Genomic DNA, 15,873 nt, shown 5'->3' with positions numbered 1-15,873 from the left:
GTAGGTCGGGTAAGGCGGAGCCGCCGCCCGGCAATCCCTCTTAAGGAGTCAATCTATGCAACAACAGTGGTCTGCAGTAGATAATTTCATGATTTCTTCGCTTATTCCTGAAGATGATGTACTGAGTCAGGTACTGGAAAACAACAAACGCGCCGGGCTACCCGAACACGACGTAGCGGCCAATCAGGGGCAATTGCTGGCGCTGTTCGTACGCATGACGCAGGCAAGACGCATTCTTGAGATCGGTACGCTGGGTGCCTATAGCTCAATCTGGATGGCGCGCGCCCTGCTGCCGGATGGGAAGCTGATTACGCTCGAGGCTGACCCGACGCATGCCGATGTTGCCCGCCAGAATATTCACCTCGCGGGACTAACCGATCGTATTCAATTAATTGAAGGCCCGGCGCTGAACTCGCTGGAGAATTTCGGTGACGTTCCACCGTTCGACCTGATCTTTATTGATGCCGATAAGCCCAACAATCCCGGCTATCTGGAGTGGGCGCTGCACTATTCCCGCCCCGGCACGGTAATCATTGGCGATAACGTGGTGCGCGACGGCGAGGTCATTAACGGGCAAAGCGACGACGTGCGCGTGCTGGGTGTGCGCCGTTTCATCGAGATGATTGGGGATAACCCGCGTTTAACCGCCACCGCGCTGCAAACGGTGGGGGTTAAGGGATGGGATGGGTTTACGCTGGCAATAGTGAACGGGTGAAAAAATGTGCAGGCTGAGGGCTCCCCACGAAATAATGCCTGCAAGGACGACCCCCTCTCCCTTGAGGGAGAGGGCTGGGGTGAGGGGGAACATACGGCTGTGGTGGTCATTCCGTTCACTTTATGTTCCTTGCTACTCTGTAACGACATGACCGGTGAACGTGCCAGGGTGGCTCAATCGCCACCACCCTGGCTACCCGGGCTCCCGGCGGTAAATCGCCGCTTCGCGGTTCCCTCAGCTTATTCCTTCAGGCTATCGGGTCGGGCATGAGCCTGCATCCCTCCACGCCCTCTCGGCGCATCCCTGCGCCTCGCCCCGGCCTTACGGAAACGCTTCGGCGATTTACAGCCGGACCAGAACGTCGCTATAAGTCATTAATTTTGCTGAAGAAACGTTCATCGCTTCAGGAAAAAAATGACTGGGCTCCCTCAACCCACAGGGAGAGGGAGAAAACCGGGCAAGTGTTTTAAGCGGAAATCTGCTCCATCGCCTGCAAAATACGCTTATCCGAAATCGGATACGGCGTACCGAGCTGCTGGGCAAAGAAGCTGACGCGCAGTTCCTCGATCATCCAGCGGATCGCCTGCACGTCTTCATCGTCCCGGCGCGCGGGCGGCAGTTTGTTGAGCCACTGCTGCCACGCCTGCTGCACGCTTTCCACTTTCAGCATCTGCGCGCGATCGCGGTGTGGATCGATAGCCATTTTCTCCAGACGTTTTTCAATCGCCTGCAGATAGCGCAGCGTATCGCCGAGACGGTTGAAGCCGTTGCCGGTAACAAAGCCGCGATAGACCAGCCCCGCCATCTGCGCCTTCACGTCCGACAGCCCCAGCGCCATGGTCATATCCACGCGCCCTTTCAGGCGTTTGTTGATGTTGAACACGGCGGTGAGGATCTGCTCAACCTGTTTGGCAATCTCTACCACGGTGTCGTTCAGCTCGGCGCGCACCTTTTCATGAAGCTGAGCAAAGGCTTCTTCCGTCCAGACCGGACCGCCCGCCTCGTGGATCAGCTTGTCCACGCCGCAGGAGATGCAGTCGTCAATCAGATCCAGCACCTTGCCGTACGGGTTAAAGTACAGCCCCAGTTTGGCTTTGTTCGGCAGCTTCTCGTGCAGATACTTGATCGGCGACGGGATGTTGAGCAGCAGCAGGCGACGCAGCCCACGCCACATCATCTGCTGCTGTTCCAGCGGGTTATCAAAGAGCTTGATCGCCACGCTGTCGCGCTCGTCCACCAGCGCAGGCCAGGCTTTGACCTTGTAGTTACCGCGCTTCTGCTCGTAGCTTTCCGGAAGCTGGCCAAAGCTCCAGATGTGCAGCCCGCTCTGCTCAATGCCGTCGTCCGCCACCGCAGAGAGCGTTTCCTGAACTTTGCCCTTCAGAGCATCCTTCAGCTCGGTTAGCGAACGGCCTTCCTGCAGCTTTCTGTTTTTGTCGTCCACCACGCGGAAGCTGATTTTCAGGTGATCGGGCACCTGATCCCAGTTCCAGTCATCGCGGTCGATGGTGGTGCCGGTCATGCGGCGGAACTCGCGCTCGAGCGCGTCCAGCAGCGGCGTTTCCAGCGGCGTGACGCGGCCTAAAAACGCTTCCGCGTAGTTGGGCGCGGGCACAAAGTTACGGCGCACCGGCTTAGGCAAGGATTTGATCAGCGCAATCACCAGCTCACGACGCAGGCCAGGAATTTGCCACTCAAACCCGCTCTCATCCACCTGGTTCAGCAGCGGCAGCGGAATGTGGACGGTCACGCCGGCCGCGTCCGTGCCCGGTTCAAACTGATAGGTCAGCCGCAGCTTGAGGTTGCCCTGATGCCAGAAGTTCGGGTAGTCGAGTTTGCTGACCGATTCCGCCCCCTCTTTAATCAGCATGCTCTTTTCGAAGTTGAGCAGGTCCGGCGTCTCTTTACTGGCCTTTTTCCACCAGCTGTCGAAGTGGCGGGCGGAGATAACATCGTGGCTGATGCGCTGGTCGTAAAACTCAAACAGCGCCTCGTCGTCCACAAGAATGTCGCGGCGGCGGGATTTATGCTCAAGCTCTTCCACTTCGGCGCGCAGCTTCAGGTTTTCGCGGAAGAATGCGTGGCGGGTCTGCCAGTCGCCCTCCACCAGCGCGTGGCGGATAAACAGCTCGCGGCTGAGCGCCGGATCGATCTGGCTGTAGTTCACCTTCCGCGCGGCAACCACCGGCAGGCCATAGACGGTCACTTTCTCGGTCGCCATTACCGCGCCCTGCGCGCGCTCCCAGTGAGGTTCACTGTACGAGCGTTTCAGCAGGTGCTGCGCCACCGGCTCGACCCATTCCGGATCGATACGCGCGGCAATGCGCCCCCACAGGCGGCTGGTTTCTACCAGCTCGGCAACCATGGTCCACTTCGGCGGTTTCTTGAACAAGCCGGAGCCAGGGAAGATGGAGAAGCGCGCGTTGCGCGCGCCGGTAAATTCCTGCTTGTCCGCATCTTTCATGCCGATATGCGACAACAGGCCGGTCAGCAGCGCGATATGAATCTCGCGGTACTCCGCAGGCTCGCTGTTAACCGGAATGCCCAGCTCTTTCACCACCTGGCGCAGCTGGGTGTAGATGTCCTGCCACTCGCGCACGCGCAGGTAGTTGAGGAAATCCACGCGGCACTGGCGGCGGAACTGGTTCGAGGAGAGCGCTTTCTGCTGCTCGCCGAGATAGTTCCACAGGTTTACGAAGGCGAGGAAATCGGACTCTTTGTCGTGGAAGCGACGGTGCTTTTCGTCAGACGCCTGCTGCTTGTCCATCGGACGCTCGCGCGGATCCTGAATAGAGAGCGCCGAGGTGATGATCATCGCCTCGCGCACGCAGCCGTGCTTTTGCGCTTCCAGCACCATACGGGCCAGACGCGGATCGACCGGCAGCTGACTGAGCTGACGGCCCAGCGGCGTCAGCTTATAGGCCGTCACCTGTTCGTCGGTGGTAATCGCGCCCAGCTCTTCCAGCAGACGTACGCCGTCCTGAATGTTGCGTTTGTCCGGCGCTTCGACGAACGGGAACGCCGCGATGTCGCCCAGCCCCAGCGCGGTCATCTGCAGGATAACGGACGCCAGGTTGGTACGCAGAATTTCCGGGTCGGTAAATTCCGGGCGCGACAGGAAATCGTCTTCGGAATAGAGACGAATACAGATCCCTTCCGACACGCGGCCGCAGCGGCCTTTACGCTGGTTGGCGGATGCCTGAGAGACCGGCTCAATCGGCAGACGCTGGACCTTGGTGCGGTAGCTGTAGCGGCTGATGCGCGCCGTGCCCGGATCAATCACGTATTTGATGCCCGGCACGGTCAGCGAGGTTTCCGCCACGTTGGTCGCCAGAACGATGCGGCGTCCGCCGTGCGGCTGGAACACGCGGTTCTGCTCGCTGTTTGACAGGCGCGCGTAAAGCGGCAGGATCTCCGTGTGGCGCAGGTCGCGCTTGCTAAGCGCATCTGCGGTATCGCGGATTTCGCGCTCGCCGCTCATGAAGATCAGGATGTCGCCAGCGCTTTCGTTACCCAGCTCGTCAACGGCATCAAAAATGGCCTGCAGCTGGTCGCGTTCGGTATCATCCGCCTCTTCCACAATTGGGCGATAGCGCACCTCTACCGGATAGGTGCGGCCCGAGACTTCAATAATCGGCGCGTTGTTGAAATGCTTCGAGAAGCGCTCCGGGTCGATGGTCGCGGAGGTGATGATGATTTTCAGATCCGGGCGACGCGGCAGCAGCTCCTTCAGATAGCCGAGCAGGAAGTCAATGTTCAGGCTGCGTTCGTGCGCCTCATCGATGATGATGGTGTCGTACTGCATCAGCAGGCGATCCTGCTGGATTTCCGCCAGCAGAATACCGTCGGTCATCAGCTTGACCATGGTGTTATCACTTACGTGGTCGCTGAATCGCACCTTATAACCGATGCAGCCGCCCGGCTCCGTTTGCAGCTCTTCAGCAATACGGTTTGCCACGGTACGCGCCGCCAGACGACGCGGCTGGGTGTGGCCAATTAGCCCTTTTAGCCCTCGCCCAAGCTCCATACAGATTTTCGGCAGCTGGGTGGTTTTACCCGAACCGGTTTCCCCCGCGACAATGACCACCTGGTGGTCGCGGACGGCCTCAAGGATGTCCTGTTTTTTCTGACTGACGGGCAGGTTTTCCGGGTAGGTGATCGCCGGGCGTGCGGCTTCGCGCAGCGCAACTTTCCCTGCCGCCTGTTCAATCTCTTTCGCCATCTCCTGGTAAATGGCCTGTTGTGCATCAGGATTTTTAACCTTCTTCACCCCGTGCAGACGGCGGGCAAAGCGCTGTTTATCGCGCAGCATCAGGGAATCAAGCTGTTGCAGGAGCATCGGGAAGGTTAATTTTTGTTGTTCTGTCATAGCGTTAAAGGGCAGTACACGCCCTGATAAACTCTCTTTTTAATGATTGCTATAGAGTACCACATTGACGCCTTTCGCGCCTTATTCAAAAAATTCGAACATAGACTTCGATATATTGCGCTATCTCTGTGGCAGGATTGTGAATAGAGTGTCAACAAGCAACGGGGCAACCCCCTTCAATCAAATGCAACAACAGGAATCACCCATGAGCAAAGTATTAGTTTTGAAATCCAGTATTCTGGCAGGGTACTCTCAGTCTGGTCAGCTGTCTGATTACTTCGTTGAACAGTGGCGTGAACAGCATTCTGCTGACGAAATCACCGTGCGTGACCTGGCTGCAAACCCGATTCCTGTGCTGGACGGCGAGCTGGTTGGCGCGCTGCGTCCTAGCGATGCACCACTGACTCCGCGTCAGCAGGAAGCCCTGGCGCTGTCTGATGAACTGATTGCAGAACTGCAGGCGCATGACGTTATCGTCATCAACGCCCCAATGTACAACTTCAACATCCCTACCCAGCTGAAGAACTACTTCGACCTGGTAGCGCGTGCTGGTGTGACCTTCCGTTACACCGAAAACGGCCCTGAAGGTCTGGTGAAAGGCAAGCGTGCGGTTGTACTGACCAGCCGTGGCGGTATTCACAAAGATACCCCAACCGATCTGGTTGCGCCGTACCTGACCCTCTTCCTGGGCTTCATCGGCATCACCGACGTGAACTTCGTGTTCGCTGAAGGTATCGCCTACGGTCCTGAAGTGGCGACCAAAGCGCAGACCGATGCGAAAGCAGCCATCGACGGCTTCGTCGCAGCCTAAGAATTCCCCCTCTCACCGCCAGGTGGGAGGGTTTTTCTTTTCCCCCGCTTTTCGTTATCATCCGCTCCCACTCTTCAGCCGGGCGGCCTGATGTCTGTAATCGTCGATAACTTTATTGCCCCACCTTGTCTCGATGAGATTGACATTCTCTGGCAGGACGAGCACCTGCTGCTAATCAATAAACCTTCCGGCCTGCTTAGCCTGTCGGGCAAAAACCCGCAAAACCTGGATTCCGTTCATTACCGTCTGGTGCAAAACTTCCCGGGCTGCACGCTGGTGCATCGCCTTGATTTTGGCACGTCCGGGATAATGGTGATTGCGCGTAATAAAGCGATTAACGCCGCGCTTTGTCATCAGTTCAGCCAGCGCGCCGTAAAGAAGGTGTATAGCGCCCTGCTGTGCGGGCATGTTGAATATGACGAAGGGGTGATTGACGCGCCTATTGCCAAAGACCCGGCGCTGTTTCCGCTGATGTCGATTTGCGCCGTCACGGGCAAACCGGCGCGCTCCCGCTACCGGGTCATCGAACGTTTTTATCAGACGACGGGGTTACCGTTGACGCGGGTTGCGCTCACGCCAGAGACGGGACGAACCCATCAGCTGCGCATTCACTGCCAGCAGCTGGGTCACCCTATTTTGGGCTGCGATTTATATGGCGGCCTTGAATGGCCGGGCGCCGAAACGACGCCGCGGCTGATGCTGCACGCCAGCGGGCTGAATTTTGTGCATCCGGTGAGCGGCGAGACGATTAACGCCCGACACGCTGCTCCGTTTTAGACAGGGTTTACCACATCAAATCGTCAGGGATTTTGAAGTCCGCGTACGGATCGTCTTCATCCTGCTCTTCCTGGCTCAGCGCGCTGTTCAACACAATGCTGTCGGCATCGCGTTGGGCAATTTTGTCGGCCACCACCGCCGGGATAATCGCGTATTCACAGTCGCCGCTTGCGTTAATGACCAGGCGGGCAATCGCCAGACGGCCGTTGATCAGCTGAGCCTGGGTTTGCTTGTCGACCTCGATTTTTTTGATCAGATTGCCGTCGGTGAAGTTGAAGGTGATGTTGCCCCTTGAAACGGTGATGCGGTTCATCTCAATCAGCTGCTTCACCTGGGCTTTAAACTCTTTCGCCAGCACGGCCTGCTTTTGCTGCTCGCTCAGCAGCTTGTCGCGCTCAAGCTGCGCTTTCTTGTTCTCTTCGACCGCTTCACGGGCCTCACGCGCCTGAACGCGTGATTTCTTTGCCGTGCGCTGCACTTTCGCCACTTTCTTGCTGCTGACTAAGCCCGCTTTCAGCATCTGCTCTTGTAAGGTGAGTTTTGTCATGATTGTTTCTAAACCGGTTGGATATTTTGGGCAGTATAACGTGAAGTGCGCCGTTCATGAAGTTCGCTCATGTTGCAGTGAAATTAAGTCACTTCCCCTCTGCCACTGGCTCAGGCATAAATTATGCATTGATAACTTCCTAGCAACATGAACTTAGGATGCATAACCACAATGAGTAAAGCTTTTACATTTAGCCTTAAGCGCAGTTGCTTTGATGAAAATTACAACCCGTCAGAAAATACGCGTACCACGACCAACTTTGCTAACCTGGCGCGCGGTGAAAAACGTCAGGAAAACCTGCGCAATACGCTGGTGATGATCAACAACCGCTTCAACGCCTTAGCGCGCTGGGATAACCCTAAAGCCGATCGTTATGCGGTTAAGCTTGAAATTATTTCCGCTTGATATGAACATCGATGGAGAAAATAGCTTCCCGGCCATAGAAATATTGCAGACGTTCATTGTCGACAAGCAAACCCATGAGCGCATCGAAGGCATTGTCGGGAATAACTTCTCTTCTTACGTGCGTGACTATGACTTCAGCGTATTGCTGCTCGACCATAATAAAGATCGCTCAACGTTCAGCATCCCGGAGAACTTTGGTGAATTGCACGGCAACATCTTCAAGCACTTCACCCACTCTGCTGAATACAGAGAAAACTTCAAAAAACCGCCGGTGATCTGCCTGAGTGTCTCCAGCAAAGATACCTACCATCGTACGGGCAACACGCACCCTGTATTGGGGATTGAGTACCAGCCGGACGGTACATCCCTGACTGAACAATACTTTGGCAAGATGGGCCTGAAGGTGCGTTATTTCATGCCTGAGAACAGCGCTGCGCCTTTTGCCTTTTATTATTCCGGTGATTTGCTGGCGGATTATACGAATCTTGAACTGATTGGAACGATCAGCACCATGGAAACATTCCAGAAAATTTACCGTCCTGAAATTTATAATGCGAACTCGACCGCCGGACAGTGCTATCAGCCGGATCTGAATCAGCAGGATCATTCATTAACGAAAATTGTTTATGACCGTGAAGAGCGCAGCCAGTTAGCGATTCAACAGGGCAAATTTACGGAAGAACAGTTTATTAAGCCTTACAAACAACGTCTTGAGCAGTGGTCTCATAACTTCACGCTTTAATTAACCGATAATAAAGGTCTTCTATTATGAAAACATTGCTCCCGACATCAACGGCTGGCAGCTTACCTAAACCAACCTGGCTAGCACAACCTGAAACGCTGTGGTCCCCGTGGAAACTTCAGGATGATGAATTACTGGCGGGTAAGCAGGATGCGCTGCGTTTATCCCTTGACGAGCAGCTACGCGCGGACATTGATATCGTCAGCGACGGCGAGCAGACCCGTCAGCACTTTGTTACCACCTTTATTGAGCACCTGAGCGGCGTCGATTTTGAGAACCGCCAGACGGTGCGCATTCGCAACCGCTACGACGCGAGCGTGCCGACCGTGGTTTCAGCCGTTGCGCGTCAAAAGCCGGTATTCGTGGACGATGCGAAATACCTGCGCCAGCTGACGGACAAGCCGATCAAATGGGCGCTGCCGGGCCCGATGACCATGATTGACACGCTTTACGACGCCCACTACAAAAGCCGCGAAAAGCTGGCCTGGGAATTTGCCAAAATTCTTAACCAGGAAGCGCGCGAGCTGGAAGCCGCAGGCGTCGATATCATCCAGTTTGATGAACCTGCCTTTAACGTCTTTTTCGACGAGGTCAACGATTGGGGTATCGCCGCGCTGGAACGCGCCGTTGAAGGGCTGAAGTGCGAAACCGCGGTACACATCTGCTACGGATATGGCATCAAGGCCAATACCGACTGGAAAAAGACGCTCGGCTCCGAGTGGCGCCAGTACGAAGAGGCTTTCCCTAAGCTGCAGACCTCAAACATCGACATCATTTCGCTGGAGTGCCACAACTCGCGCGTGCCGATGGATCTACTGGAGCTGATCCGCGGCAAAAAAGTGATGGTGGGCGCGATTGACGTGGCGACGAACCATATCGAAACGCCGGAGGAAGTCGCCGATACGCTGCGTAAAGCGCTGCAGTTTGTCGATGCCGACAAGCTTTATCCGTCCACCAACTGCGGAATGGCTCCCCTTTCCCGTCAGGTTGCTAACGGCAAGCTCAGGGCGCTGAGCGCGGGCGCAGAGATCGTTCGCCGTGAGATTTTGGCAAAATAATCCCGCCCTTCCCGGGAGAGGCTCACTCTCCCGGGTATCGCATTATTCACTCACGCCTTGCAACCACTCACCAACGCTTTCTACCGATTGCTGCGCAGGCGCACGCGAGACCGGCTGACCCTGCCTGAGCACCAGCAACGTGGGCAGACCGCGCACGCCAAGCTGGCTTGCCAGTTCCGTGTTCAGATCGGCGTCCAGATAGCGGGTATCAAACCGCGCCGTCAGCGGAATCAGCTTCTCGTTCTCCAGCAGCTGCCAGAGCCTGCGGCAGTGCACGCAGCGCTCCGCCCCGACAAACAGCAGTATCGGGCCATCGCTTTCCAGCTCGCTCGACGCGCTCACCGTTTTAAACGCGCCTTCTGCCACGCGGAACAGTTTTGGACTGCGGCGAAGGGTGTCGTTATCCGTCGCGACGCACAGCGCATCGGCGCTTTTACTGTAGGGCTTCACGCCTGCGACCCGCACCACGCTTTGCGCCGGGCCAGCCGCCGCCGCGCCAGGCTGGCGTAAGGTCCGAACATCCACCGGGACTATTGGCGTTTCCAGCGGCTGAGGAAGCTGTGGGATCCAGGCATAAGGAATGCGGTACGCGCGGTAAACCATGTTGTTGTTGAGCGTCTTGCCCCAGAACGGCGACACGTACTCCCAGACGATTTCATGATTGCGGGTCACTTCAAAAATGCGCCCGTTGGAGCCTTCATTAATCAGGGTATTGCCGTTTTCGAGGCGCTGCATATTGCTGATGTACGGGCTATAAAAACGGTATGAATCGGTTGGCTGGGGCAGATCCGCTTCATACGGCGAGTAGCGCCACTCGATATCCAGCGTCACAGGGTTAATTTCGAGGATCCGCGAATAGTCACGCCAGGCGTTTTTCACCCCGTCCGCCGAGGCCGGGTTCGGCGCGCCGTATCCGGCCCAGCCCCCGTTATCGAAAATAAGGATATTGCCTGCGCCGGGCAGCCCCTGCGGGATCATGTGCGCGTGGTGCTGGCCGATGATCCAGCCGATGTGTTTTAGCGCTGGCGTGCTGTAATCCGGGCCAAGCTGCCAGACGATGTTGCCGCTCTGCTTATCGATGATGGCGATGATGTTGGACTCGCGGGCGTCCCAGATGATGTTGTCAGGGTGGAAGCGGCTGTCTCCGGCGTCATACCATTTATTCGGCCCCAGCGTGGACATCGAGTTGATATGCATCCAGTCGCCCATTCCGCCGCCGCTGGCGCGCATGTTGGGGTTATTGTAAAGCGCGGTGCGCGCCGCATCGTCGAAGCCCAGCTCCTCAAAATGATCGCTGCAGCGCCATTCCCAAACCACGTTTCCCTGCCAGTCGACCTCAATAATGGTGTCGTCCAGCAGAACCTTGTCCGATATCGCCTCGTTGACCAGGTTGGTGTGGGCGAGAATCAGGGTATTCCCCCCTTCGACCTGCGGCTCCAGCCCCGGCGCGTAGTAGCCAACCGGATTGCCCGCGCGCTGATAGTCGTGGTGCGCCCGCGCCATCCAGCGGGTTTCATTGCCGGGGTCGCTCACGTTCTCATAGCGATCGAAGGACCATGTCACATTGCCTTCCCAGTCCACCTGGATCAGGTCGAGCATATCCTGCATGCCGTAGCGCGGGTCGCGCTCGCCGCTGTGTCCGAGGATCGCCCCGCCGGGCAGAATTTTGTTGGGAAAGCCGTGAAGCTCAGGCCATTCGCGGACCACGGTGCCGTTCATGTCGACCAGCACCGCGCCATGCTCGGTGGCCTGGAAAAGGGTATAGCCGCTCCACGCGCGCGCAGGATCGTAAAGCGTCGCGCCGGTGGGGAAAACGGAAGGATGTCCCATGTATTGCTCCTTAGTGAAGGTCATCAGGCAGAGGTAATAAGAGTGCGAATATGGCGGCAGGCGTCGGCAAACGCGGCGTCGTCACGCTGTCGCGGGTGCGGCAGCGTAAGGCTCACCACTTCGCGTATGCGGCCGGGACGTGGGGAAAGCACCACGACACGGTCGGCCAGGGCGACCGCCTCTTCGACGTCATGGGTCACCAGCAGCGTGGTGGTTCCCTCGCTTCTGTGAATCTGCAAAAGCGCCTGCTGCAGGGTGTGCCGCGTCAGGGCGTCGAGCGCGCCGAACGGCTCGTCCGGCATCAGAATTTGTGGGCGGGCAACCAGGCCGCGAGCAATGGCGACGCGCTGGGCCATCCCGCCGGAAAGCTGCGCGGGTAGCGCGCCCTCGAACTCGGTGAGCTGCACCCGCGCCAGCATCTCCCGCGCGCGCTGGCATTTGGCGGCACGGCTCAGTTTTTCATCCGCCAGCCCCAGCATGACGTTGTCGATCACACTCAGCCAGGGGAACAGCCGGGGTTCCTGGAACACGATGCCGCGCTCTTTGCCCACGCCGGTGACCCGCTCGCCGCTGATGCGGATTTCCCCCTGCGTCGCCTCTTCAAGGCCGACCAGCATGCGCAGAAGCGTCGACTTACCGCAGCCGCTGCTGCCCACCAGCACCACCAGTTCACCGGCAGCGATGTCGAGACTAAAATTTTGCAGCGCCGTGACCTGCTGCCAGGTTTTACGCACATGTTGAAATGAGACCAGAGTTTGAGCGGTCATGATGGCTCCTGTTGGCGCCAGCGGGTGGCGCGAAGTTCCAGTAAACGTCCGGCTTTATCCAGCGCTGCGCCGGTGAGACCGACCAGCACCATGCCGCAGAGAATGGTGGGCATATCCAGCAGTTGCTGGGCGTTAATCATCAGGCTGCCGATCCCGGCGCCCGAGGACATGAAGTATTCCGCGCCAATGTTGCCAAGCCAGGCGTAGATCATCGCCAGCCGCAGCCCGGCGAAAATACCGGGCGCCGCGCCGGGAAGGATCAGCATCCGCAGGCGCGTCAGGCCGCCTAAACGCAGCACGCGCGCCACTTCGTCCAGCTGCGGGTTACGCTGCAGCACGGCCTGAAGGGTGCTAAAGAACATCGGAAAGAACGAGGCCAGGGCGATAAAGACGATTTTACCGACGTTATCGTTGCCCACCCACGCGGTCAGCAGCGGTAGCCACGCAAAAAGGGCAATATGGCGCAGCACGTTGAGCGATGGCGTCACGATCTGCCCGGCGCGAGGCCGCAGCGCCAGCAGTAATCCGCAGAGCAGGCCACCGGCAATACCCGCCGCCCCGCCCGCAAAGGCGCGCCCGAGGCTTGCCAGCATCGCCGTCGCCAGCTCCCCGCTTGCCGCGCCCTGCATAAAGCGCCCGGCGACCGCCAGCGGCGAAGAGAACAGCGCCCCGTCAATCCATCCCCATCGGCTAGCCAGCTGCCACAGCGCCAGCAGCAGGATCGGCAGCTGCAGCGCCTGCCAGCTGGCCTGCGGTTTCCAGGCAAGACGCCCGACGGCGGGCTGGGGCCAGAACACCAGTCGGGAAAAGGCCCGATTCGCCGCCCACTCCATCAGCATGCCGCTGAAGCCCACCACCGCAATGGTGACGAAAACGATATCCAGCTGAAAAAGCTGACGCCCCCAGACCATCAGGTAGCCAATGCCCTCCGACGAGGCGAGCAGTTCAACAACGATCAGCGACACCCATGCCTGAGAGAGCGCCAGCCGCAGGCCGGTGAACCAGCCCGGCAGGCTCGCGGGGATCACCAGCCAGCGAAGACGCTGCCAGCGGGAAAAATTCATCACCCTGGCGGCCTCGCTCAGGGTATGGGGCACGCTGGTTACCGCCTGCTGCGTGTTGATCGTCATCGGCACGATGGTGGTTTTGATGATAACCGCCAGCTTCAGGCCGTTATCGATCCCGAACAGCACCATAAACAGCGGGATCCACCCCAGGGTCGGGATTTGCGCCAGCGCGTAAAACAGCGGCTCCACGCGACGCGCCACACCGGGAACTAGGCCGAACAGCGCGCCTAACAGCGTGCCGGCGAACGCGCCTGCCAGCAGGCCCAGCAGCAGATGCCGCAGGCTAAATGCCCACTGGGAGAGAAGGTCTCCGGCCAGGAGCGAGAGCGCCGTGTCGGCGACCACCGAAGGCGCGGGTAAAATTTGTTCCGGCATCCAGTGGCGCTCTACGGCGATGGACCACAGCAGCAGCAGTAGCGCGGGCAATATCCACGGCCAGCCGTTAAGTCGTACTTTCTGCCTTCCGGATGAGCCCGTTTTTAAAATTATCTGCGACATAGTGCTTCACGTTTAAACCCGTCATGCCGCTATAAAACCTCGCCCCGTTCCACTTCGTCATTGCGTTACGCGAATAATCCCGATGCAACAAATGCATTTCAGCCTGCCGGACTCGCTGGCGCTGATTTAGCTCATTTTCACCTGTTCTTTGCTAATAAAAGCATTTAACAGCGGGCCGGGCGGCTCATTAGGGTGAGAAAAAAACCTCGGAGTAACTTGTTATGATGAAAGCATTTATTAGTCGCGCTCTGCTGCCACTGGTGGCCGCCTTCGCCCTGATGGGGAACGCCAGCGCCGAAGCGCTGCACGCCATTCGCATCGGCGTGCCGGATCAAAGTGCGGGCAGTAAGCCCTTTATTGAAGGCCCGGTCGGCATGGCGTACATCCGCCACCAGCTTGAGGCCGTGTTCAAACCTCAGGGCGTAGAAATCCAGTGGCAGTTCTTTAAGGGCGCGGGTCCGGCGGTGAATGAAGCGCTGGCTAACCAACAGCTCGATTTTGGCTAGCTTGGCGATCTGGCAGCCATCATCGGCAAAGCGAACGGCCTTCCCACGCGCCTGCTGCTGGGCAGCCGCGGGTCGGAGTCTTACCTGGCGGTCACCCACGCCTCGGGCATTAAAACCCTGGCGGATTTAAAGGGTAAACGGGTCGCGGTCTATCGCGGTACGGCGGACCAGCTGGCGTTCGACCGCGCCCTGCAAACCGCCGGGCTCACAGAAAGAAACCTGCAGGTCATTAATCTCGACTGGAATGCCGGAAAAGCGGCGCTGGCGGCGGGCCGCGTGGATGCCGTCTGGGGCGGCGTGTCTCTACTGGCGTTGCGGGGCGATAAGATCGACGTGGTGGTAAAGAGCGGCGATTCCGGTCGTCAGAACACCACGCAGTCGGGGTTCCTGGGGACACAAACCTTTATTGACGCCTGGCCGCAGGCGACGCAGCAGATTATCGACGTGCTGGTGAAGAACGCGGCAGAAATCAGCGATCCGAACAACCGTGAAGCCTGGTCGGCAGAAATGGCACAGCAAAGCCAAATCCCCAGGGCGCTGTTCCTGAAGGAACTGCAGCCGCAGGATCTTAACTTCACCACCTCACCGCGCATCGATCCTTTCCTGACCGACAGCTTTACCAACAGCGTTGAACAGGCGTATTCGGGCCGCCTGATCCGCAGCGCCTTTAGTGCCAAAGAGTGGGTTGACGGCTCCTTCGTCGAGCAGGCCCTCAAGGCGCAAAAGCTGGAAAGCCACTGGCCGCAGTACTCGCCTGAGGGGCAGCCGCTTTAACTCCCCTCCTCCTGCGCCAGCAGCTGAATCTGATGTTGGCGGTCGGCATGGAGGATCGTCTCAATCATCTTTTCCACCAGCGGCGGCTGGGTAGCATGGACCGGAGAAATAATGGCAAACCGGGTCTGCATCAGCCGCCACTCTTCCGGCAGGTCGCTTATCTCCAGCTTCACCAGCCGGTGGCTGTGCTGGCACAGCGCAAAGCCATCCTCGCTGGCGAAGCTTATCGCGTGGGTATAGGCGAGCGTTGAGAGCAGCGCATAGACGTGATCGCACTGGATCGCGGGGGTAAAATCCTGCTGCTGGCTGAGGGTAGCCAGCACCTTGCGTACGCCCGGCGGTAAATAGGGGGCCGCAAAGGGGTAACGCAACAGCGCCTGCACGGATACGGTGCCCTGCTGCGCCAGCGGGTGGTCGGCATGGCAGATAAAGAAGCAGCGCTGCGGGCTGAGCGGCTGCACCCGCAGCTGGGGATCCAGCTCCGCCTGCCAGCTATCGGCCACGACAAACGGATAATGCTGTGTGGTCAGCGCCTGATGCAGCGTAAACCAGTTATCGATCTGAAAGCGTACCTTCGCCTGCGGCATGCTGCGATGAAACGCTCCCACCGCGGCGGGGATCAGGCGGGCAGCCGGGGCCGGACCGCAGCCGAACGTCACTTCGCCGGTCTGCGCCTCCTCCGCTTCGCGCATCTGGCTGCTAAGCTCAACGTTCAGCTCCTGAAACCGTCGGGCGTAGGGCAGCAGCGTTTGGCCATGCAGCGTCAGGGTGGCCAGCTTGCTTTGCCGGTCAAATAAGGGATGTCCGACGCTCTGCTCCAGCGCCTGAATGCTGCGGCTAAAAGCCGACTGCGAGAGGCACACCGCCTCTGCCGCGCGATTAAAACTGCCGTATTCAACCAGCGCGACGAAGTTGCGCAGTTGGCGAAAATCAAGATGCATAGGCCCGGATTATCCTTTTACGTTTTCTCTACAGTACGGGATAGCAGCCAGGTCGCGCAATCTCGG

At 58.3% G+C, this 15,873-nt stretch carries 10 protein-coding genes and 2 pseudogenes; 6 read left to right on the top strand and 6 right to left on the bottom strand.

Going from position 1 to position 15,873, the window contains the following annotated elements; translation table 11 throughout:
* Positions 1-55 precede the first annotated feature (55 nt).
* Positions 56-715: an O-methyltransferase gene (locus tag ENTMO_RS0111730; RefSeq protein ID WP_010430889.1), complete on the top strand. Its 660-nt coding sequence runs from the start codon at positions 56-58 to the stop codon at positions 713-715.
* A gap of 466 nt (positions 716-1,181) precedes the next feature.
* On the opposite strand, the gene hrpA is transcribed toward ENTMO_RS0111730, so the two are convergent.
* On the bottom strand, positions 1,182-5,084 hold the full coding sequence (hrpA, locus tag ENTMO_RS0111725; RefSeq protein WP_029485067.1) for an ATP-dependent RNA helicase HrpA: 3,903 nt from the start codon (positions 5,082-5,084) through the stop codon (positions 1,182-1,184).
* Positions 5,085-5,289: 205 nt separating this feature from the next.
* On the opposite strand from hrpA, the gene azoR reads away from it, so the two are divergent.
* Together azoR and ENTMO_RS0111715 are read left to right on the top strand one after the other, a co-directional pair.
* Positions 5,290-5,895, top strand: a complete 606-nt coding sequence (gene azoR / locus ENTMO_RS0111720; protein ID WP_010430882.1) for an FMN-dependent NADH-azoreductase — start codon at positions 5,290-5,292, stop codon at positions 5,893-5,895.
* Between the two features lie 90 nt (positions 5,896-5,985).
* Positions 5,986-6,672, top strand: a complete 687-nt coding sequence (locus tag ENTMO_RS0111715) for an RluA family pseudouridine synthase (RefSeq protein WP_010430878.1) — start codon at positions 5,986-5,988, stop codon at positions 6,670-6,672.
* Positions 6,673-6,679: 7 nt separating this feature from the next.
* On the opposite strand, the gene ENTMO_RS0111710 is transcribed toward ENTMO_RS0111715, so the two are convergent.
* Positions 6,680-7,219 carry a DUF2058 domain-containing protein gene (locus ENTMO_RS0111710; RefSeq protein WP_010430875.1) on the bottom strand — a complete coding sequence of 180 codons (540 nt, stop codon included), beginning with the start codon at positions 7,217-7,219 and terminating at the stop codon, positions 6,680-6,682.
* A gap of 171 nt (positions 7,220-7,390) precedes the next feature.
* Between ENTMO_RS0111710 and ENTMO_RS24085 the strand changes: the two are divergent.
* Both ENTMO_RS24085 and ENTMO_RS0111700 read left to right on the top strand, forming a co-directional pair.
* Positions 7,391-8,366, top strand: a pseudogene (locus tag ENTMO_RS24085) (DUF1852 domain-containing protein).
* Positions 8,367-8,392: 26 nt separating this feature from the next.
* Entirely contained in the window at positions 8,393-9,424 is a 1,032-nt protein-coding gene (locus ENTMO_RS0111700; protein ID WP_010430872.1) for a methionine synthase, read from the top strand.
* Between the two features lie 42 nt (positions 9,425-9,466).
* Here the strand turns inward: ENTMO_RS0111700 and ENTMO_RS0111695 are convergent, their stop codons facing one another.
* The 3 genes from ENTMO_RS0111695 to ENTMO_RS0111685 are packed head-to-tail and all read right to left on the bottom strand — an operon-like array spanning position 9,467 to position 13,586.
* Entirely contained in the window at positions 9,467-11,254 is a 1,788-nt protein-coding gene (locus tag ENTMO_RS0111695; RefSeq protein WP_010430870.1) for an aryl-sulfate sulfotransferase, read from the bottom strand.
* Between the two features lie 23 nt (positions 11,255-11,277).
* On the bottom strand, positions 11,278-12,021 hold the full coding sequence (locus tag ENTMO_RS0111690; protein WP_010430867.1) for an ABC transporter ATP-binding protein: 744 nt from the start codon (positions 12,019-12,021) through the stop codon (positions 11,278-11,280).
* Positions 12,018-13,586 carry an ABC transporter permease gene (locus ENTMO_RS0111685; protein WP_010430865.1) on the bottom strand — a complete coding sequence of 523 codons (1,569 nt, stop codon included), beginning with the start codon at positions 13,584-13,586 and terminating at the stop codon, positions 12,018-12,020. Before ENTMO_RS0111685 ends, ENTMO_RS0111690 begins: the two co-directional genes overlap by 4 nt.
* Before the next feature lie 221 nt (positions 13,587-13,807).
* Between ENTMO_RS0111685 and ENTMO_RS24080 the strand changes: the two are divergent.
* Positions 13,808-14,866 (top strand): annotated as a pseudogene (locus tag ENTMO_RS24080) (ABC transporter substrate-binding protein).
* On the opposite strand, the gene ENTMO_RS0111675 reads toward ENTMO_RS24080, so the two are convergent.
* The gene (locus ENTMO_RS0111675) at positions 14,863-15,807 is read right to left on the bottom strand and encodes a LysR family transcriptional regulator (RefSeq protein WP_010430862.1); all 945 of its coding nucleotides are present in this window, start codon (positions 15,805-15,807) and stop codon (positions 14,863-14,865) included. The pseudogene ENTMO_RS24080 and the gene ENTMO_RS0111675 sit on opposite strands and share 4 nt — an antisense overlap.
* Between the last annotated feature and the right edge of the window lie 66 nt (positions 15,808-15,873).

The sequence above is a fragment of the Enterobacter mori LMG 25706 genome, from assembly GCF_000211415.1.
Taxonomy (GTDB): Bacteria; Pseudomonadota; Gammaproteobacteria; order Enterobacterales; family Enterobacteriaceae; genus Enterobacter; species Enterobacter mori.
This window is presented reverse-complemented; position numbering and strand designations above follow the sequence as displayed.